Annotated in this window: 17 protein-coding genes; 5 read left to right on the top strand and 12 right to left on the bottom strand. The window is 66.1% G+C overall.

Annotated elements, in window-relative coordinates:
- Positions 1-46: 46 nt before the first annotated feature.
- The 5 genes from WIX41_RS15135 to thrS all read right to left on the bottom strand — a co-directional run bounded on the left by WIX41_RS15135 (position 47) and on the right by thrS (position 4,581).
- A complete protein-coding gene (locus WIX41_RS15135; protein ID WP_339448883.1) occupies positions 47-1,042 on the bottom strand; it encodes a phenylalanine--tRNA ligase subunit alpha in 996 nt (331 codons plus the stop codon).
- A 192-nt stretch (positions 1,043-1,234) separates the two neighbouring features.
- Positions 1,235-1,594, bottom strand: a complete 360-nt coding sequence (gene rplT / locus WIX41_RS15130) for a 50S ribosomal protein L20 (RefSeq protein WP_145479962.1) — start codon at positions 1,592-1,594, stop codon at positions 1,235-1,237.
- Positions 1,595-1,604: 10 nt separating this feature from the next.
- Positions 1,605-1,802, bottom strand: coding sequence for a 50S ribosomal protein L35 (gene rpmI / locus WIX41_RS15125; RefSeq protein WP_017355265.1), 198 nt, complete (start codon positions 1,800-1,802; stop codon positions 1,605-1,607).
- A 287-nt stretch (positions 1,803-2,089) separates the two neighbouring features.
- Positions 2,090-2,629, bottom strand: a complete 540-nt coding sequence (infC, locus tag WIX41_RS15120; protein WP_026070650.1) for a translation initiation factor IF-3 — start codon at positions 2,627-2,629, stop codon at positions 2,090-2,092.
- 47 nt (positions 2,630-2,676) lie between these two features.
- Positions 2,677-4,581 carry a threonine--tRNA ligase gene (thrS, locus tag WIX41_RS15115; RefSeq protein ID WP_339448876.1) on the bottom strand — a complete coding sequence of 635 codons (1,905 nt, stop codon included), beginning with the start codon at positions 4,579-4,581 and terminating at the stop codon, positions 2,677-2,679.
- Positions 4,582-5,015: 434 nt separating this feature from the next.
- On the opposite strand from thrS, the gene WIX41_RS15110 reads away from it, so the two are divergent.
- From WIX41_RS15110 to WIX41_RS15090, 5 genes are all read left to right on the top strand, one after another.
- Positions 5,016-7,148 (top strand): TonB-dependent siderophore receptor, encoded by a 2,133-nt coding sequence (locus WIX41_RS15110; protein WP_339448874.1) that lies wholly within the window; start codon positions 5,016-5,018, stop codon positions 7,146-7,148.
- Positions 7,145-7,441 carry a hypothetical protein gene (locus tag WIX41_RS15105; protein WP_339448872.1) on the top strand — a complete coding sequence of 99 codons (297 nt, stop codon included), beginning with the start codon at positions 7,145-7,147 and terminating at the stop codon, positions 7,439-7,441. The genes WIX41_RS15110 and WIX41_RS15105 overlap by 4 nt, the downstream gene beginning before the upstream one ends.
- Positions 7,441-7,704 (top strand): hypothetical protein, encoded by a 264-nt coding sequence (locus tag WIX41_RS15100; RefSeq protein WP_339448870.1) that lies wholly within the window; start codon positions 7,441-7,443, stop codon positions 7,702-7,704. The genes WIX41_RS15105 and WIX41_RS15100 overlap by 1 nt, the downstream gene beginning before the upstream one ends.
- A 10-nt stretch (positions 7,705-7,714) precedes the next feature.
- Entirely contained in the window at positions 7,715-9,289 is a 1,575-nt protein-coding gene (locus WIX41_RS15095; protein WP_339448868.1) for a PepSY-associated TM helix domain-containing protein, read from the top strand.
- Between the two features lie 122 nt (positions 9,290-9,411).
- Positions 9,412-10,479 (top strand): serine hydrolase domain-containing protein, encoded by a 1,068-nt coding sequence (locus WIX41_RS15090; RefSeq protein WP_339448866.1) that lies wholly within the window; start codon positions 9,412-9,414, stop codon positions 10,477-10,479.
- Here the strand turns inward: WIX41_RS15090 and WIX41_RS15085 are convergent.
- The 7 genes from WIX41_RS15085 to infB form a co-directional block, all read right to left on the bottom strand.
- On the bottom strand, positions 10,448-12,040 hold the full coding sequence (locus tag WIX41_RS15085) for a winged helix-turn-helix domain-containing protein (protein ID WP_339448864.1): 1,593 nt from the start codon (positions 12,038-12,040) through the stop codon (positions 10,448-10,450). The two genes, WIX41_RS15090 and WIX41_RS15085, sit on opposite strands and share 32 nt — an antisense overlap.
- Before the next feature lie 78 nt (positions 12,041-12,118).
- Positions 12,119-13,285, bottom strand: a complete 1,167-nt coding sequence (locus WIX41_RS15080; protein ID WP_339448862.1) for a glycoside hydrolase family 18 protein — start codon at positions 13,283-13,285, stop codon at positions 12,119-12,121.
- A gap of 486 nt (positions 13,286-13,771) precedes the next feature.
- On the bottom strand, positions 13,772-15,880 hold the full coding sequence (pnp, locus tag WIX41_RS15075) for a polyribonucleotide nucleotidyltransferase (protein WP_339448860.1): 2,109 nt from the start codon (positions 15,878-15,880) through the stop codon (positions 13,772-13,774).
- Between the two features lie 150 nt (positions 15,881-16,030).
- Positions 16,031-16,291 (bottom strand): 30S ribosomal protein S15, encoded by a 261-nt coding sequence (gene rpsO, locus WIX41_RS15070; protein ID WP_038687260.1) that lies wholly within the window; start codon positions 16,289-16,291, stop codon positions 16,031-16,033.
- Between the two features lie 162 nt (positions 16,292-16,453).
- Positions 16,454-17,362 (bottom strand): tRNA pseudouridine(55) synthase TruB, encoded by a 909-nt coding sequence (gene truB / locus WIX41_RS15065; protein ID WP_339448856.1) that lies wholly within the window; start codon positions 17,360-17,362, stop codon positions 16,454-16,456.
- 120 nt (positions 17,363-17,482) lie between these two features.
- Positions 17,483-17,881: a 30S ribosome-binding factor RbfA gene (gene rbfA, locus WIX41_RS15060; protein WP_339448854.1), complete on the bottom strand. Its 399-nt coding sequence runs from the start codon at positions 17,879-17,881 to the stop codon at positions 17,483-17,485.
- A 62-nt stretch (positions 17,882-17,943) separates the two neighbouring features.
- On the bottom strand, positions 17,944-20,586 hold the full coding sequence (infB, locus tag WIX41_RS15055) for a translation initiation factor IF-2 (protein WP_339448852.1): 2,643 nt from the start codon (positions 20,584-20,586) through the stop codon (positions 17,944-17,946).
- Between the last annotated feature and the right edge of the window lie 64 nt (positions 20,587-20,650).

The following is a 20,650-nucleotide window of genomic DNA, read 5'->3' as shown; positions in this document are numbered from 1 at the left end:
GGTGGGCCCGGCGCAGGCGCCTGGGCCGTGATGAATGTGTTCGGCGTTACGCGAATTGTTTGAGGAACCGCACGTCGTTCTCGAAGAACGCGCGCAGGTCGTTCACGCCATAACGCAGCATGGCGAAGCGCTCCACGCCCAGGCCGAAGGCGAAGCCGGTGTAGCGCTCCGGGTCGATGCCCACGTTGCGCAGCACGTTGGGGTGGACCATGCCGCAGCCGAGCACTTCCAGCCAGCGGGTGCTGCCGTCGGGCTGCTGCCAGGCGATATCCACTTCGGCGCCGGGTTCCACGAACGGGAAGTAGCTGGGGCGGAAGCGCATTTCGAAGTCGCGCTCGAAGAACGCGCGCACGAACTCGGACAAAGTGCCCTTGAGATCGGCAAAGGTCGAATGCTCATCCACCAGCAGGCCTTCCACCTGGTGGAACATCGGCGAGTGGGTCTGGTCGCTGTCGCTGCGGTACACCTTGCCGGCGGCAATCATGCGCAGCGGCGGTGCGTGGTCGCCCATGTAGCGCACCTGCACACCGGAGGTATGCGTGCGCAGCAGGCGGCCATCGCCGAAGTAGAAGGTGTCGTGCATCGCGCGCGCCGGGTGGTGCGGCGGGAAGTTCAGGGCTTCGAAGTTGTGCCAGTCGTCTTCGATTTCCGGGCCTTCGGAGAGCTCGTAGCCGAGGCGGCCGAAGATTTCGGTGATGCGCTCCAGGGTACGGGTCACCGGGTGCAGGCCACCGCGTTCAGCGCGGCGCCCCGGCAGGGTGATGTCGATCGCTTCGGCGGCCAGGCGCGCGTCCAGCGCAGCGTTCTCCAGCACGGCCTTGCGTTCGCCCAGCGCGTTGGTCAGCGCGTCACGGGCCTGGTTGATGGCTTCGCCGGCCGCCTTGCGCTCATCGGCCGGCAGGGCGCCCAGCTGTTTGAGCTGTGCGGTGATGCTGCCGCTCTTGCCGAGCAGCGCCACGCGCAGGGCTTCCAGCGCATCGGGGCTCTGGGCGGCGGCCACGTCGGCCAGCGCCTGGGTGGTCAGGGATTGGATGTCACTCATGGATAGCCTGGACCTCGCGTCGGTATGCCTTCGCGATGCGCGCCGGGCCGACCCCCGTCGCCACCGCTGTCGGGACGGCACCCGGTTGGGCTGCCGCCGCCACAAAAAAGAATGGGGAAGGACTTGCGCCCTTCCCCATGCATTGCCTTACCCGCAGCCGTTGCGTTTGCACGGCAACGGCGGGGAATGGACTTATGCCGCCAGCGCGCCCTTGGCCTTTTCGGCCAGTGCCGCAAAACCAGCTGCGTCGTGCACGGCGATGTCAGCCAGAACCTTACGGTCCAGGGTGATGTTCGCCTTGAGCAGGCCGTTCATGAAACGGCTGTAGCTCAGGCCGTTGATGCGGGCAGCCGCGTTGATGCGGGTGATCCACAGCGAACGGAAATTACGCTTCTTCTGCTTACGACCGATGTAGGCGTACTGCTGGGCCTTGATGACGGCCTGCTTGGCAACGCGGAACACCTTGCGGCGGGCGTTGTAGTAGCCCTTGGCCAGGGTCAGAATTTTCTTGTGGCGGCGACGCGCCTGTACGCCACGCTTTACTCGTGCCATGGGTCAGTCCTCAGAGGTAGGGAAGCATACGGTTCAAACGGCCTGCGTCTTCTGCACGAACATGGTTCGTTTGACGCAGATTGCGCTTCCGCTTGGTCGACTTCTTCGTGAGGATGTGGCTGCGGTTGGCGTGGCCAGCCTTGAACTTGCCGGAGGCGGTCTTGCGGAAACGCTTGGCCGCCGCCCGGTTGGTCTTGATCTTGGGCATTGCAATGTCCTTGATGATGTTTTGTCACTGACCAGGGCGGTGGCATTGCCACACTTTCCGTCCGTGCCCTTGCCTGCTTGTAAGCCCGGGATCCCCATTGGGAACCAGGCCGGTCCTGTTGCCGTTGAAAAGCTTGAAACCGTTCAAAACAGCAGCCCCGAAAAAACGGGGTCGCCCATTATGCATGGGTTGGGGAACGGGTGCAAGCTGTTGATCGGGCGGGGTTTGCCGGGGTTGGGCCGGAAACCTGAACGGGGCGATGCCCCGTTCGGCCACGCGGCGCGCCCTTATTTCTTCTTCGGCGCGATCATCATGACCATCTGCCGGCCTTCCAGGCGCGGGCGGGACTCGATCACGATGTCCTCGCCCAGATCGGCTTCGATCCGGTTGGCCATTTCGCGACCCAGTTCCTGATGGCTCATTTCACGACCACGGAAGCGGATGTTCACCTTGATCTTGTCACCCTCTTCCAGGAAACCGCGCATCTTGCGCAGCTTGATCTGGTAGTCGCCTTCATCGGTGACCGGGCGGAACTTCACTTCCTTGATCTCGACCTGCTTGGTCTTCTTCTTGGCCTCGTTGGCCTTCTTCTGCGCTTCGAACTTGAACTTGCCGAAGTCCATGATCTTGCACACCGGCGGATCAGCCTGCGGCTGAATCTCGACCAGGTCCAGACCTTCGTCTTCGGCCATCGACAGCGCTTCGTCACGCGTCAACACGCCAATCATTTCACCGTCGCTGCCGATCACGCGTACGCGCGGCACCCGGATTTCCTGATTCTTGCGGTTCTGTTTGTTGTCAGGGGTACTGATATTGCAATCTCCCAGAGGAATCAAACCGGCCCTCGTGGATCATCCACAGGGCCGGGACTTTCTTACACGGACTGTTCTGCCTGCAACCGCTCGACGAACGCCTGGACGGACATGCTGCCCAGATCCTCGCCCGAGCGCGTACGCACGGCTACGGCGCCATTTTCCTTCTCGCGGTCGCCCACCACCAGCAGGTACGGGACCCGCTGCAGCGTATGCTCGCGAATCTTATAACCGATCTTCTCATTGCGCAAATCCGACGTTACCCGGAAGCCTTGATCTGCAAGGGTTTTCGTCACTTCCTGCACGTATTCAGCCTGGGCGTCGGTGATATTGGCCACCACCGCCTGGGTCGGGGCCAGCCAGGCCGGGAACTGGCCGGCATGGTGCTCGATCAGGATGCCGATGAAGCGCTCCATGGAGCCCACGATGGCCCGGTGCAGCATGACCGGGTGCTTCTTCTGGCTGTTTTCGTCCACATACTCGGCGCCCAGGCGGCCAGGCATCATGAAATCGACCTGCATGGTGCCCAGCTGCCAGGTACGGCCGATGGCGTCCTTGAGGTGGTATTCGATCTTCGGGCCGTAGAAGGCGCCCTCGCCCGGCAGCTCCTGCCATTCCACGCCACAGCTGGACAGCGCCGAACGCAGCGCGGCTTCGGCCTTGTCCCAGGTGGCATCGTCGCCCAGGCGCGATTCGGGGCGCAGGGCGATCTTGATCTGGATGTCCTCGAAGCCGAAGTGCTGGTACACCGCCAGCGCCTGCTGGTGGAAGGCGGTCACTTCCGATTCGATCTGCGATTCGGTGCAGAACACGTGGCCGTCGTCCTGGGTGAAACCACGCACGCGCAGGATGCCGTGCAGCGCGCCGGAGGGCTCGTTGCGGTGGCAGGAACCGAATTCACCGTAGCGGATCGGCAGGTCGCGGTAGCTGTGCAGGCCCTGGTTGAACACCTGCACGTGGCCCGGGCAGTTCATCGGCTTGACCGCGTAGGTGCGCTTCTCCGATTCGGTGAAGAACATGTTGTCCTGGTAGTTGTCCCAGTGGCCGGATTTCTTCCACAGGCTCACGTCAAGGATCTGCGGGCAGCGCACTTCGCCGTAGCCGCTCTTCTGGTAAACCTTGCGCATGTACTGCTCGACCACCTGCCACAGCGCCCAGCCCTTGGGGTGCCAGAACACCAGGCCCGGGGCCTCTTCCTGCAGGTGGAACAGGTCCTGCTGCTTGCCGATGCGGCGGTGGTCGCGCATTTCGGCTTCTTCGATGCGCTTGATGTAGGCCTCAAGCTGCTTCTTGTCGGCCCAGGCGGTGCCGTAGATGCGCTGCAGCTGCTCGTTCTGCGCATCGCCACGCCAGTAGGCGCCGGAAATGCGGGTCAGCTTGAAGGCCTTCAGGAAGCGCGTGTTGGGCACGTGCGGGCCGCGGCACATGTCCACGTATTCCTGGTGGTAGTACATGCCCATGGCCTGGATGTCGGCCGGCATGTCTTCGATCAGGCGCAGTTTGTAGTCTTCGCCACGGGCCTTGAAGATCTCCACCACCTCCGCGCGCGGGGTCACCTTCTTGACCACGTCGTAGTCCTGCGCGATCAGCTCGCCCATGCGCTTTTCGATGGCGGCCATGTCGTCCGGGGTGAACGGGCGCTCGGAGTAGATGTCGTAGTAGAAGCCTTCGGCGATGACCGGGCCGATCACCATCTTCACATCCGGGTACAACTGCTTGACCGCATGGCCTACCAGGTGGGCGCAGGAGTGGCGGATGATTTCCACGCCCTCTTCGTCCTTGGCGGTGATGATGCGCAGGCGAGCGTCATGGTCGATTACGTCACTGGCATCGACCAGCGTGCCATCCACCGAACCGGCGATGGTGGCCTTGGCCAGGCCGGCGCCGATCGACTGGGCGACGTCCATGACACTGACGGGGTTTTCGAACTCACGGCGGCTGCCGTCGGGAAGCGTGATCGCAATCATGGCTGGGGCTTTGTGCTGGTGGGCCTGGAAGGCAGGCCGGGAAACGGGGTCGAGGGTGTCCGGGGCGCGGCCGGATAAAAGAAAAGCGCCATGAAGGCGCCTGGGCAAGGGGCCATCATGACGTTCAGCGCTGGGCGGTGGTAGTGCTCATGTCGCACGCTGGACCGGCGCTGGGCGCGGGTCACCTTGTTGCCTCGAGGTGGATGCCCCGATCTTAAACCAAACGCGGGCAAAGCCCAATCTTCGGCAGCCGTGGTAGCGCCGGCCGTTGGCCGGCCCTCATGAACGCTGCGGCATGCCGAGGGCATGCCAACGGCCGGCGCTACCGGCCTGGTGGGTGTCTGAACAGGACTGTGTGGCGAACGAAAACAGCAATGATTACCATGCGCACATTGCCCGCTCCCCTTGCCGGGCCTGCCTTTCCAAGGATCGCGATGTCTTCCGCCGCCCGCCCGGCCGCTGCCACCCTGCCCCGCCAGCTGTGCATTGTCCTGCACGCCGCCCTGTTCGCCGCCCCGGCCGTGGCCCTGGCCCAGCCCAGCGACGCCGCCCGGACCCTGGACACGGTGCAGGTCACCGCCCCCATCGCCACCGATTCGGGCAGCGCGACCAAGACCGATACCCCGCTGCGCGAGATTCCGCAGTCGATCTCGGTCATCACCGACCGCCAGATGCGCGACCGGGGCATCCACGGCGTGGAAGAGGCCGTGTGGTACACCGCCGGCGCGCAGGGCGGCCAGTACGGCGATGACACCCGCAGCGACTGGCTGCTGGTGCGTGGCTTCAAGCCGGCCCGCTACCTGGACGGGCTGGCCAGCGTGGAAGGCACCTGGACCGGCGAATCGCGGATCGAGCCGTACGGGCTGGAGCGCATCGACGTGCTCAAGGGCCCGGCGTCGGTCAACTACGGTGCGATGCCGCCGGGCGGGCTGGTCAACTTCGTCAGCAAGCGCCCGCACGCCAACCAGGCACAGGAAGTGGAGCTGCAGGTGGGCAATTACGGCCTCAAGCAGGCCGCGTTCGATATCGGCGGCGCGCTCAACGACAGCGGCACCGTGCTGTACCGGCTGACCGGGCTGGCGCGCAACAGCGACAACATGATCGACCACGTGCACGACGACCGGTACTACCTCGCCCCAGCCGTGACCTGGACCCCGAACGACGAAAATTCGCTCACCGTACTGGCCCGCTACCAGAAGAACGACACCGTGGAAGCCGGCGGCTTCCTACCCTACGAGGGCACCATGGTGCCGGGCGCGAACGGCCGTTACATCCGCCGCAGCTTCTTCGGCGGCGAGCCGGGCGTGAACGACTACACCAAGGAAACCGCTTCGCTGGGCTACGAGTTCCGCCACGATTTCGGCGATGAAACCGTATTCGCGCAGAACGTGCGCTACACCTGGGCCGAAGTGGACGCCAGCGCCGGCACGCTGGGCCTGTTCGGGCTGGCCGCGCCGGGCAGCACCGAACTGGTGCGCTACTACTACCCGCGCATGAACACTTCGCGCAGCGTTGCCATCGACAACAACCTCACCTTCCGCTTCGCCACCGGCGCGGCCGAACACACGCTGCTGGCCGGGCTGGATTACCGTCGTTCGAAAGACGATTACGCCTCGGCGTTCGCCTTCGGTGCGCCACCGCTGGATGCCTACAACCCGGTGTATGGGGCGCCGGTCACCGTTCCGGATTACACCTCGCGCCAGGTGCAGACCCAGGGCACGCTGGGCCTGTACCTGCAGGACCAGATCCGCATCGACCGCTGGCTGCTCACCCTGGCCGGCCGCCAGGACTGGGTAGGCACCGATACCGACCAGCGCATCGGCACGCCCAGCTCGGCGCACCAGAGCGATGACCAGTTCTCCGGCAAGGTCGGGGTGAACTACCTGTTCGACAACGGGCTCAGCCCGTATGTGAGCTGGTCGCAGTCGTTCCAGACCACCATCGGCACCGATTTCGCCGGCAAGGCGTTCTCGCCCACTACCGGCGAGCAGTTCGAGGCCGGCATCAAGTACCAGCCCGCGGGCGGCAAGCTGCTGCTGACCGCGGCGGTGTACCAGATCGACCAGGACAATACGCTCACCGTCGACCCGGACCACACCCTGTTCTCGATCCAGCAGGGCCAGACCCGCGTGCGCGGTGGCGAGCTGGAAGGCCGCTGGAACATCGGCCAGGGCCTGAGCGTGTACGGCGCGTACACCCACCTGGATGCAAAGGTGCGGCAGAGCACGGATGAAGCCTCGGTGGGCAAGCGCGTGGCGCTGGTGCCCAGGCAGAGCGCCTCGCTGGGCGCCGATTACACCTTCACCCACGGCGTGCTGGGCGGCTTCGGCTTCGGCGGTGGCGTGCGCTACAACGGCGGCATCTACGGCGACATCTACAACGACTGGTATACGCCGTCCTTCACCCTGTTCGACGCGGCCGTGCATTACGACCGCGGCCCGTGGCGGGTGCAGGTCAACGCCAGCAACGTGACCGACAAGGAATACGTGTCGGCGTGCAACAGCAGCACCTGGTGCTACTACGGCTATGCGCGCACCGTTACCGCCAGCGTGCGTTACCAGTGGTGAGTGCCGACACCCTGGCGCTGCTGTATTGCAGCCTGGCCGGCGCTGCGTCGGCGTTTTCGGCATTGGCCTTCTACGCCGCCTCGCCGCACTGCCGCTGGCCGCGCCTGCGCCGTGCCGGGCGGTTGGGCCGCCAGCTTGGGCTGGTGGCCGCGGCCACGTCGCTGTGGCTGTGGATGGGCCAGCTCGGCCTGGCCACCGGCTTGTGCGTCACCCTGGCCGGCTGGATGCTCACCGCGATGGCACTGCCCTACCTTGCCGCCTGGACGCGGCCGGACCCGGAGGCGCGCCGCTGATGTGGGCACGTGCACTGGCCGGCCTGTTGGCGGGCTTCTTCGTGGCGGCTGCGGCCACCGGTCTGATCACCTGGCTGCCGCCGGGCCCGTGGCAGTCGGTGATCGTGCCCAGCATGGTCGCCTTCATTCCGCTGTGGATGCTGGCCGCACTGTGGGCGTTCGCGTTCCGTACCGGCCTGCGTGCCTGGCTCTGGCTGAGTGCCAGCGCCGTGTCCGGTTTCGGCCTGCTGTGGCTGCTGCGCCACTTCCATTGGGTGCAGTGAGGCCCATTCGATGAAATTCAGTTCGCTCACCCTGCGTACCTTCACCACCGTGCACACCTGGGTTGGCCTGGTGGCCGGCTTTGCGTTGTTCGTGGCGTTCTATGCCGGCGCCATCACCGTGTTCCACCACGACCTGCCGCTGTGGCAGTCGCCACAGGCGATGAACCAGCCGGCGCAGACGCTGGACGATGCGCAGCGCCTGCTCGACGGCGTGCTGGCCAAACACCCCGATGCGCGCAGGCACGTTGGCATGACCTTCCCCGGCGCGGAAACGCCGCAGTCCATCGCGTACTGGCAGGACGCCAAGGGCACCTGGCTGTTTGCATGGGCCGACCATGTCGATGGCAGCCCTACTCCGCCGCAGGCCGGGCTGGCCGAACTGGTCAACGAACTGCACTACACGCTGGGGCTGCCGGTGGCCGGCATCTATTTGATGGGCGTGGTGAGCCTGCTGTATGGACTGGCGCTGCTGTCCGGGCTGGTGATCCACCTGCCCAAGCTGGTGGGCGACCTGTTCGCGCTGCGCCCGGGCCGCAACCTCAAGCAGATGTGGCAGGACGCGCACAACGTGATCGGCGTGCTCAGCCTGCCGTTCCACCTGTTGTTCGCGGTCACCGGCGCGCTGCTGTGCCTGATGTTCCTGCAGATGGCCGCGCTCAACCCACTGATCTACGACGGCAAGCTGCTGGCGGCGTTGCCGGGCGCCACCGACACCGCGCCGATCCGCGCGCCCGCCAACGAGCCGGTGCGTGCCGGCAGCCTGGCGATGCTGCATGCGCGTGCGATTGCGGTAGCGAATGACAAGGGACAGGCGGTGTTCGAGCCGGCCTACCTGAAGCTGGCCAATGCCGGTGACCGAAACGCCGTGATCGAAATCACCGGCGATGGCGGCGTGTCGCTGGGCCCGCTGGGCGCGGTGGCGATGGATGCCAATACCGGCGATGTGCTGCACACCCAGCTGCCGGGGCATCGCGATGCCAACCACGCCACGTTGGCGGCGGCGTATGCGCTGCACTTCGGCGAATTCGGCAACGGGCTGGTGGCGTGGCTGTACTTCGTGCTCGGCCTGGGCGGGGCGTTCCTGTTCTATTCGGGCAACCTGCTGTGGATCGAGTCGCGCCGCAAGCGTCGCCAGGCCCCCCAGGGCCGCGCCCAGGTGAACATGGCACGGGCCACGGTGGGGGTATGCATCGGGCTGTGCGTGGCGATATCGGCGGCGTTCGTGAGCGTGCAGGTGCTGGAGCACGTGGCACCGGCGCACGCCGATGCGGGGATGCGCTGGACCTGCTTCCTGGTGTGGGGCGGCTGCGCCCTGTGGGCCGCGCTGCGGGCACCGTCCAGGGCAGCGGTGGAGCTGCTGTGGGCGGCGGCGCTGGTGACCGCGCTGATCCCGGTGGTGCACGGGGCAATGAGCGGGCTGTGGCTGTGGACCAGTGCCGCGCGTGGTTACTGGCCGCTGTTCTGGGTGGACGGCGTGGCGCTGGCGATGGCGCTGGGCTTTGCCGCCATGGCTCGCGCAACGCAGCGCCGGGCCGTAAACGGCGACCCCAACAGCGTGTGGGCGCACCCTGCTGTAGACGCCTGAAAAACGCGTAGAGCCACGCAGGGCGTGGCTCTACGGGCGATTTCAGAATTCTTCAGGCGATATTCCAGCACTTCAGACGGGCTGCTGGCGTAGTGGGTTCCTCACCCCAAGGAACTCCACCCATGCATCGAACCCTGCCCGCCCTGTTGCTGGCGCTCGCCGCCTGCCTGCCCCTCACGGCCCCGGCCGCCCCGCCGAAGCTGGACCCGGCCCCTCTGGCCGCGCTGGAGGCGGCCATCGCCCGCGAGGACATCAAACAGGTCACCAGCGTGTTGTTGCTGGTCGATGGCACGGTGGCCTACGAACACTATTTCAACGGTGCCGATGCCGAAACGCTCAACGACGTACGCTCGGCCAGCAAAAGCGTGACCTCGCTGCTGGTGGGGGCGGCCATCGGCGACGGGCACCTGCCGGGCGTGCAGGCGCGTGTCTACGACTACTTCCCGGAGTTCACCGCGCAGCACCCGGTCGACCCCCGCCTGCGCGGCACCACACTGGAAGACCTGCTGACCATGAGCAGCCTGTGGGAATGCGATGACCAGAATCAATTTTCCGCCGGCAACGAAGAGCGCATGTACGTGACCGAGCGCTGGCTGGACTTCGCGCTGGCGCTGCCGGTCAAGGGATTCGCGCCGTGGATGACCCGCCCCGAGGACAGCCCGCACGGGCGCGCGCACGCCTACTGCACGGCCAATTCATTCGTGCTGGGCGCGGTGGTGGAACAGGCCACGAAGATGCCGCTGGCCGACTATGCCGCGCAGGCCCTGGAGCGCCCGCTGGGCATCACCCGCAGCCACTGGAACCGCTCACCCGAGGGGATCGGCATGGGCGGCGGCGGCACCCGCTACCGCACCCGTGATCTGGCCCGGCTGGGCGAGCTGGTGATGGCTGGCGGCCGCTGGCAGGGCAAGCAGCGGGTGCCTGCCGACTACATCGCGGCCATGATCCGCCCGCAGGCGCAGACCGACGACGGCAGCGACTACGGCTACCAGTGGTGGGGCCTGAAGCTGCCGGTGGACGGGAAGGAAACCACGGTATGGGCGATGTCGGGCAACGGCGGCAACTATGTGTTCGTGATGCCGGAGAAGAAGCTGGTCGCGGTGGTGACCAGCAAGGCCTACAACCGCAGCTACGCCCATCCCCAGTCGCGCCGCGTGCTTACCGAGTTCCTGTTGCCGGCGTTGCGCTGAGGCCCTTCAGGTCATCGGGGCGCCAGGACGCTGCCAGTACCTGCGCCCGCTGCGCGGCCACGTCCGCTTCGATCCGGGCCAGCAGGCGCTCCCATCCGGGCGCCTGCCGCAGGGGGGCGAACAGCGGGGTGACGCGCAGCCACGCGGCGTCGCGGAAGCCGGTGTCCACCGCGCGGTGCAGGTCGGCGATGGCCGCGCCCGCATCACCCTGCGCCTGGTGCAGCAGGGCCCGTTCCACGGCTGCGTCCGACCAGCCGTCGTCAGCCTGCGCGGTCACCTCGCGCAGACGCGCGGCAATCCATTCCGGGGACGGCGTGCCACTCCCCTGCTGCAGGCCGGCCAGGGTCTTTCCCAGCGACTGCAGCGGGCGCAGCAGGCGCCCCTGCTCGAAGGCCTCTGCCGCACCTTGCCGGTCGCCACCCATCAACAGCAGTTCGCCGTGCAGGCGCAGCAGCTGTGGATGTGGGGTGCCGCGCGCGAGCGCCTGGTCCAGCGCCTGTCGCGCCTTGTCCTGCTCGCCCATGTTCATCAGCGCACGCGGCCATGCAATGTTGCTGAAGACATTGTCCGGGTACAGCTGGAAGTTGCGCGCATGGCGGCGTGCGGCGGCGTCGGTGAAGCCAAGCAGTTCCAGTTCGCGGGCGACCTGCACGTCGCGGAAGCGGATCCGCTCGGGCGCGCGCAGCGCGAGGTTGGCCTTGAGCGCCTCCGCCAGGTGGCCCTGCTCCTGCTGCAGGTAGGCCAGCGAGGCGCGGGTGCGCTCATCGTCGGGATCGCGCAGCAGCGCCTGCTCGTAATCGGCAATCGCCTGCGGCATTGCGCCAAGGCAATCATGGGCGTACCCGCGCAGCGCATGCGCGGCTGCGTCGTCAGGAGCCGCCTGCAACACCTGCCCGGCCAGCTGCAGTGCCTCCTGCGCGTTCCCCGGCTTGCCGTTGAACAGGCAGGCATCGGCAGCCAATGCACGCGCCAGGCCGCGCCGTGCGGCGCTGGAATCGGGGTCGATCTGCAGCGCCTGGCGGTACAGGGTGATCGCACGCTCGTTGTTGCTGGCCTGGCCGATGCCGGCGTAATACGCGGCGCGCTGCAGTACCGGATCGGCCGGTGAGCGCGTCGCGCTTCCCGGCCACGCGACGATGATGGCGATGGCGGCGCCGGCAGCACCCACGCCCGCCGCCAGCCAAGCCCAACGCCGGTGCGGGCTTCGTTGCGATCCTTCCGTCGTCGTCGCTGTCGGCGTTTCCGGTGCGCACGCCTGCAGCGGCGCGCACAACTGGTAACCGCGACCCCGCACGGAGCGCACGTAGCGCGGCTGGCGGCCGTCATCGCCCAACGCCTGGCGCAGCAGTTTCACCCGCTGGCTGATCGCATCCTCGCCCACCACGGCCGGCGCCCAGACCTGCCGTGCCAGCGTATCGAAGTCGACCACATCGGTGCCGTGCTCCAGCAGGCAGTCCAGCAACCGCCAGCTGAGCCCGCTCACCGGCAGCATCACGTCACCGCGCCGCACCTGCTGCGAGGCGCGGTCGATGTGCAGATCCAGTAGCCGGATGCCGGTCATGGCCCAAGCATAGCGGTAGAGCCACGCCCTGCGTGGCTGCGTGGTGTTCCGCAAGAGCCCGCCACGCAGGGCGTGGCTCTACGGGTGGGCCATGGCCTTCAGCAGACTACCTTCATCGTCGTCGCCGGTCAGTTCCCAGGTGAACACGCCGCGCAGGTTCTGCTCTTTGGCATAGTCGGCGCGTAACGCGATCGAGGCCGGGTCTTCGTAGCTGATGAACACCTTGTCGGCGGCGTTGTACAACCACGGTGACTGCGCCATCGGATGCCAGTGCCGCTGCCAGCCGGGCTTGCCCAGGAACTCCTGCTTGATGCGGCGCCATTCGCCTGCATCGAACGGGGCGCTGTAGGGCTGGTACAGGCCATCGGCAGATTCGGTGGTGACCTTGAAGCCGCGCCCGTAGAACGGCACGCCCAGCACCAGCTTGTCGTTGGGCACGCCATGCTGGCGGTAGTACTGCACGGCGCCTTCCACGTTGTTCCAGCGGCGTTGTTCCGGTGCGAGCGGGTCCTGCGGCACCTCGCGCAGCGGCGCGTTGAAGGTGGACACCTTGGAGAAGCCGGTGCCCATGTCGTAGCTCATCAGGTTGATGAAATCGAGCGCCTTGCCCAGTTCCTTCAACTCATAGCTGAGCGCGGGATCGTACGGGCCGTCGGTCTGTACGCGACCGGCCGGCAGTGCGGCGGTCAGCAGCCGATGTGGACCCTTGCCGCCATCCAGCGCATCAAGCTGGCGGCGGAATTCCTGCACCAGCAGGGTCATGTTGCGGCGATCCTGCGGGCGATCAGTGATCTCCAGTGGGCCACCGGAGACCGGGAATTCCCAATCGATATCCACACCGTCGAAGCTGCCGCGATGCTGCTCGAAGAACATCGCAACGCACGAGCGCACGAAACGTTCGCGGCTCTGTGCCGTCAGCGCGGCATCGGAGAAGCCGCCGGCGTTCCAGCCGCCGATGGAGATCAGGGTGTGCAGCTGCGGGTGTTCGCGCTTGAGCGCGGCCAGTGCCTTGAAGTGCGCTGCAGCGCCGTCGTCCACCACGCACTTGCCGTCGTCGATGCGCGCGAACGCGTAGAACAGATGGGTCAGCGTATCGGCGGGAATGGACGCCACTGGATAGCGCTCGGCCGAACCGCCCGGATAGTAGGCCCCGATCACCGCATTCGGCGCCGGGGCGGCAAGGCTGGCGAGCGGAAGCGCGACCGCGAGGGCGGTAGCCAACAGGAAAGCAGACAGGCGGTACATGGCGACTCCGTGGAGAGGAATGGGCCAACGTTAACAAGGCGCAGGCCGTCATGGCCGGATGTCCTGCGAATCTGTCCGGCGGACACGTCCCGTTGCTGTGGACGGGAAACGCAATGACTGCACAAGGGCCCTCGCGGTAAAGCAGACGCGGCTGCCGGTGGGGCAAGCGACGGGCCGCAAGCCATGCCCCGTCGCGGCCGGCAGGTCCCTGGCAAAGTAAAGGAGGAGGCCGTCGCCGCCAGGCGTCGGCCGGGGGACATCTTCACAGGGGCCTACCGGCCGCGGCGGGGCTCTGAACGCTCGCGACGACCCTGATCGAAGATCGTGCGCCAAGCAAAAAAAACGGGCCCGAAGGCCCGTATTTTTTCAAGGGGTGACGACCAACGGTATGCCCGCCCAGTGGGCGGGCCCCCTTCGGGCCGTCGGCAAGCGACGTTGACAACGGCTCTGCCGTTGTCTGCGTCACCTACCTCGTTTCGCGGTCGATTATTCAGCCGAGGCGCCTTCGCCTTCCTCGACGGCCTTCATCGACAGGCGGATACGGCCCTGCTTGTCGACTTCCAGCACCTTGACCTTGACCACGTCGCCTTCCTTCAGCTTGTCGCCGACCTTTTCAACGCGCTCGCTGGAGATCTGCGAGACGTGCACCAGGCCGTCCTTGCCCGGCAGGATGGTGACGAACGCACCGAAGTCCATGATCTTGGCGACCTTGCCTTCGTAGATGCGGCCCGGCTCGACGTCCGAGGTGATCTGCTCGATGCGGGCCTTGGCGGCCTGCGCAGCGATGGCATTGACCGAGGCGATGACGATGGTGCCGTCGTCCTGGATGTCGATCTGGGTGCCGGTTTCCTTGGTGATGGCCTGGATGGTGGAACCACCCTTGCCGATCACTTCGCGGATCTTGTCCGGGTGGATCTTGATGGTCAGCAGGCGCGGCGCGTAGTCCGACAGCTCCTGGCGCGGAGCGGTCAGGCCGTGGGCCATTTCACCCAGGATGTGCAGACGGCCAGCCTTGGCCTGCTGCAGTGCCTGCTTCATGATTTCTTCGGTGATGCCTTCGATCTTGATGTCCATCTGCAGGGCGGAGATGCCCTCAGCGGTACCGGCGACCTTGAAGTCCATGTCGCCCAGGTGGTCTTCGTCACCCAGGATGTCGGACAGGACGACAAAGCGCTCGCCTTCCTTGACCAGGCCCATGGCGATACCGGCAACCGGCGACTTGACCGGCACGCCGGCGTCCATCAGGGCCAGCGAGGAACCGCAGACCGAGGCCATCGACGAGGAACCGTTCGACTCGGTGATTTCCGAGACGACGCGGATGGTGTACGGGAAGGCTTCCAGCGACGGCATCACTGCCAGCACGCCGCGCTTGGCGAGGCGGCCGTGGCCGATTTCGCGACGCTTCGGGCCCATCATGCGGCCGGTCTCACCCACCGAATACGGGGGGAAGTTGTAATGGAACAGGAAGTTGTCCTTGTACTCGCCGGACACGGCGTCGATCACCTGGCCGTCGCGGGCGGTACCCAGCGTGATGGTCACGATGGCCTGGGTCTCGCCACGGGTGAACAGCGAGGAGCCGTGCACGCGCGGCAGGATGCCGGTCTTCACGGCGATCGGGCGGACGGTGTCCAGCGCGCGGCCGTCGATGCGGACCTTGGTGTCGAGCACCGAGTTGCGCATGGTGCTGTATTCCAGCTCGCCGAATTCCTTCGACAGCTCGGCCGGGTTCCAGCCTTCAGCGGCCACGCGGCCCGCCAGCGACTCGGTCACGTCCTTCTTGATCGCCGAGATGGCGTCGCGGCGCTGCAGCTTGTCGCGCACCTGGAAGGCTTCGCCCAGGCGCGGGCCGATGGCTTCCTGCAGGGCGCTGATCAGCACGTCGTTCTTGGCCGGGGCGACCCAGGTCGACGGCTTGGTGCCGGCTTCCACGGTCAGCTCGTTGATGGCGTTGATGACCTTCTGCATTTCGCGGTGACCGAAGGTCACGGCGCCCAGCATCACGTCTTCGGACAGCAGCGCGGCTTCGGATTCGACCATCAGCACGGCGTTGGCGGTACCGGCCACCACCAGTTCCAGCTCCGAATCCTTCAGTTCGGTCACGGTCGGGTTGAGGATGTACTCACCGTTCTTGTAACCCACCTTGGCAGCGGCGATCGGACCCTTGAACGGGGTACCGGCCAGCGACAGTGCAGCCGAGGCGCCGATCAGCGCGGCGATGTCGCCGTCGATGTCCGGGTTCAGCGACATGACCGTGGCGATGATCTGCACTTCGTTCTTGTAGTCTTCCGGGAACAGCGGACGGATCGGACGATCGATCAGGCGCGAGATCAGCGTCTCCTTCTCGGTCGCGCGGCCTTCGCGCTTGAAGAAGCCACCCGGGATACGGCCACCGGCGTAGAACTTCTCCTGATAGTCACAGGTCAGCGGGAAGAAGTCCTGGCCCTCACGCGCGCTCTTGGCAGCCACGGCGGAGACCAGCAGCACGGTGTCGTCGAACTTGACGATGACGGCGCCACCGGCCTGACGGGCGATTTCGCCGGTCTCAAGCGTGACGGTGTGCTTGCCGTACTGGAAGGTTTTGGTGATTTTTGCCACGGGGGATGTCCTTGGGGAGATGCTGTCTTCGAATGGACCGCGGGCGACCCTTGCCGCCGACGGGTGACCGGAAGTCCGGTCCTGGCGTTTGATTCGGTACTGCCAAAACAAAACCGCGGCGCATTCCTGCGCCGCGGTCGGGGTTCGTGCTTAGCGACGCAGGCCGAGCTTTTCGATCAGGGCCTTGTAACGCGGGGCGTCTTTCTTCTTCAGGTAGTCCAGCAGGCTGCGGCGGCGGTTGACCATCTGCAGCAGACCGCGGCGGCTGTGGTGATCCTTCTTGTGGGTCTTGAAGTGGCCGGTCAGCAGTTCGATGCGGGCGGTCAGCAGGGCGACCTGCACTTCCGGGGAACCGGTATCGGCGGCGCTGCGCTTGTTGTCTTCAATGACCTTCTGGGTGTCGATCGACATATCTGTTTTCTCTTGGATGCGTGGCCCGCAGAAACGCCCCATTGGCGTACCGCGCGACTCGCCGTTAACGAAAGGATGAACCCGCAGACGCGGGGAAGCCTGAAAAGGCCGCGAAATTGTAACGTTCGCAGCCCCCCGGAACAAGCGCCGGGTGGGTCCGGGTCAGAGGTTGAAGCGGCGCTGGGGGGACAGCCGGCCGGTCTGGTCGACCTCGCCAAGCCCCTGGATCCGGTCCTCCGGGCCATACACGGCCACGGTACCGGGCGGCCAGGCCGGATCGCGCAGGCGCTGGCCCACGCAGAAGCGCGGCGCCTGTTCAGCATCCAGATCGACCCGCGGATAGTCGGCCAGGCCGGCCGCCAACGGCAGCAGCAGCGCCTCCATGGCAGGCTCGTCGCCCCGCTCCGCCAAGGCGCGCAGGGTGTCCAGGCTGACCATGGGGACGTCGCGGAACGGGTCCACCCAGAGCCGGCGCAGGCCGGCAATGTGCGCACCACAGCCCAGCGCTTCGCCCAGGTCGCGGGCCAGGCTGCGGATATAGGTGCCTGAACCGCAGGTCACGCGCAGCGACAGCCGGGTCGGCTGCTGGTCCAGGACCTCGATGGCATGGACCTCCACATCGCGTTCGGGCGCGTCGATGGTCTCGCCCCGGCGGGCCTTCAGGTACAGCGGTTCACCCCCCTGCTTGAGCGCCGAGAAAATCGGGGCGCGCTGACGTATCCGGCCCTTCAGGGAGGCCAGGGCCACTTCAAGCTGGTCGCGGCTGATCGACGGTACCGCGCGCTCCAGCAGCACGCTGCCGTCGGCATCGTCGGTATCGGTGGTCTGGCCCAGCACGATGTCGGCGTCATAGGCCTTGGCCGCGCCCAGCAGCAGGCCGGCAATCTTGGTGGCTTCGCCGAAGCACAGCGGCAGCAGGCCGGTGGCCAGCGGGTCCAGGCTGCCGGTGTGGCCGCCCTTTTCAGCGCGGAACAGGCGGCGCGCCACCTGCAGCGCGGCGTTGGAGCTCATGCCGGTGGGTTTGTCGAGCAGGAGGATGCCGTCCAGGCGACGGAAGGTGATTCTGGTCATGGTGGCGATTATCGTAGCGCCGGGCTCTGCCCGGCTGTGCGCGGACCGGGGGTCGGCGCGAAGGACAGCCACGCAGGGCGTGGCTCTACGGCGGAACGCCGGGCAGAGCCCGGCGCTACGTCATTTGGTTTCGTCGTCGCCGTCTTCGGCTTCGCGGTTCTTTTCGGCCGCGAGCGTGTCGGGCAGGTCGCGCAGGAGGTTGTCGATGCGCTCGCCACGGTCGACCGAATCGTCGTAGTGGAAGTGCAGTTCCGGCACGTGGCGCAGCTTCATGGCCTTGGCCAGGTCCATGCGCAGCTCCCAGGCCAGCTCCTTCAGCCCCTTCATCGCCTCGGCCGCACGTTCGGGCATCAGCGCGGTGACGAAAATCTTGGCATGGGCCATGTCACGGGTGATTTCGACGTCGGAAACGCTCACCGAAGGCAAGCCGTGCACGCGCACAAGGTTATGTACGAGCGTACCCAGCTCACGGCGGATCTGGGCGGAAACACGGTCGGTTCGATGGAAGGTTTTTGGCACGAGGAGCTCTTTGAATGGGTATACGGGGCAGGGCCCGACCGTGGGTCGGGCCCTGTTTCACATTACAGGGTACGCGGCACTTCGATACGCTCGAAGCACTCGATCTGGTCGCCCGGCTTGACGTCGTTGTAAGCCTTCACGCCGATACCGCATTCGGTACCGTTGCGGACTTCGTCGACGTTTTCCTTGAAGCGGCGCAGCGATTCCAGCTCGCCTTCGAACACCACCACGCTGTCGCGCAGGACGCGGATCGGCTTGCTGCGCTTGACCGTGCCTTCGATGACCATACAGCCGGCCACCGCACCGAACTTGGAGCTGCGGAACACGTCGCGGACCTGGGCGACACCGATGATCTCTTCGCGGATTTCCACCCCGAGCAGACCGGAGGCCACCTGCTTCACCTGATCGATCACGTCATAGATGATCGAGAAGTAACGCAGGTCCACGCCGTTGGATTCAATGATGCGACGCGCCGAAGCGTCCGCACGCACGTTGAAGCCGATGACGGTGGCCTTGGAGGCAACCGCCGAGTTGGCGTCCGATTCGGTGATGCCGCCCACGCCGGAGTGGATCACGTTGATGCGGATGTCTTCGTTGGACAGCGCAACCAGTGCCTGGCTCAGCGCCTGCACCGAACCCTGCACGTCGGCCTTGATCACCAGGTTCAGCACCTGCTGGCCATCGCCCTTGCCCAGGGTTGCCATGATGTCTTCCATGCGGCTGCCGGCCGACTGCACCAGGCGCGATTCACGGCGCTTGATTTCGCGCTGCTGCGCGACGTCCTTGGCCAGGCGCTCGTCCTCGACCACGACGAAGTCATCGCCTGCATCCGGCACGCCGGACAGACCCAGCACCTGCACCGGGATGGACGGGCCAGCCTGGTCGGGCTGCTTGCCGGTCTCATCGAACAGCGCACGCACGCGGCCGTACTGGATACCGCAGACCAGGTAGTCGCCCTTCTTCAGCGAACCCTGCTGCACCAGCACGGTGGCGATCGGGCCGCGGCCCTTGTCCAGCGAGGACTCGATGACCACGCCGCTGGCGCGGCCATCGGCCACGGCCTTCAGTTCCAGCAGTTCGGCCTGGATCGAAATCGCGTCCAGCAGGTCGTCGATACCGAGACCGGCCTTGGCCGAAATTTCCACCATCTGGATGTCGCCGCCGAAGTCTTCGGACACGACCTGCTCGGCGAGCAGTTCGTTCTTGACCCGCATCGGGTCGGCGCCGGACTTGTCGATCTTGTTGATGGCCACGATCAGCGGCACACCGGCGGAGCGGGCATGCTGGATCGCTTCCTTGGTCTGCGGCATGACACCGTCGTCGGCCGCTACCACCAGCACCACGATGTCGGTCAGCTTGGCACCGCGGGCACGCATCGAGGTGAACGCGGCGTGGCCCGGGGTATCCAGGAAGCTGATGACGCCCTTGGGCGTTTCAACGTGGTACGCACCGATGTGCTGGGTGATGCCGCCGGCTTCGCCGGTGGCGACCTTGGTGCGGCGGATGTAATCCAGCAGCGAGGTCTTGCCGTGGTCGACGTGGCCCATGATGGTGACCACCGGCGGACGCGAAACGGCTTCGCCCTGCTCGCCTTCGTTCAACGCCAGCAGCGCGTCTTCGGCGTCGTTGGTGTTGGCGCGGATCACGTTGTGGCCGAGTTCTTCGGTCACCAGCGCCGCAGTGTCGTGGTCGATGGTCTGGGTGATGGTGGCCATCACGCCCATCTTGAACAGCGCCTTGACCACATCGCCGCCCTTCAGGGCCAGCTTCTGGGCCAGGTCGGCCACGGTGATGGTGTCGCCGATGGTGACGTCACGCACGATCGGTGCGAGCGGACGTTCGAAACCATGGGCACCACCGCCGCTGCGCGACTGGTTGCTGTCACGACGACCGCCGTGCTGCACGCGACCGCCCGGACGACCGCGCGAGTTGCTGTTGTTGCCGCGACGCGCGCGATCGGCGGCCGACAGATGCAGCTGACCGGCGAAGCGGTTGCCACCATCGTCGTCGCGCTTGGCGCCCGGGCGGTTGTTGTTGTTGTTGTTCGAGTTGCGATCGTCTGCACGCGCAGCCGGACGGGCCGGGGTCGGCGCGGACGGACGCGCGGCACGTGCCGGCGCTTCGCTGGCGGCCGGGCGGGCAGCCGCCACCGGTGCCGGCGGGGCGTTCTTCGCGGCTTCAGCAGCGGCTTCGGCAGCCTTGCGCTCGGCTTCGGCGCGTTCCTTGGCGTCGATCTCTTCCTGGCGCTTGCGTGCGATTTCTTCATCGCGCGCACGGTCCTTTTCGGCCAGTGCACGCTGCTCGTCCAGATTGCGCTGGCGGGATTCCTCCAGCTTGCGCAGGATGTCGGCGCGCTCCTCATCCGGCGTCATCGCCTTGCCACTGGCGTCCTTGGTGTAGGTGCGCTTCTGGCGCACTTCAACATTGACGGTGGTCTTGCTGCGGCCGGCGCTGACGGTCACTTCCTGCAACTTGCGACGGTTGAGGGTGATCTTCTTCGCAGCCTCGTCGGCACTCTCGACGGGCTGCTCGGTCTTGCCATGCGAACGACGAAGGAAGCCCAGGAGCTTCACCTTCTCGGTGCTGGTCACGACCTGGTCGGGACCGCTGAACTTCATGCCGGCTTCGGCAAGCTGTTCAAGCAGTTTTTCGACCGGCGTATTGACCAGTTCGGCAAGCTTGCGGATGGTGGTTTGCTGCGACATTCGGATCCTATGATCTGGTTGGCGCTCCTCCGAAACGGGCGAAGGCAGCGCGGAGTCTAAGCCC

Source organism: Stenotrophomonas sp. AB1(2024), from assembly GCF_037482345.1.
Lineage (GTDB): Bacteria > Pseudomonadota > Gammaproteobacteria > Xanthomonadales > Xanthomonadaceae > Stenotrophomonas.
This window is presented reverse-complemented; position numbering and strand designations above follow the sequence as displayed.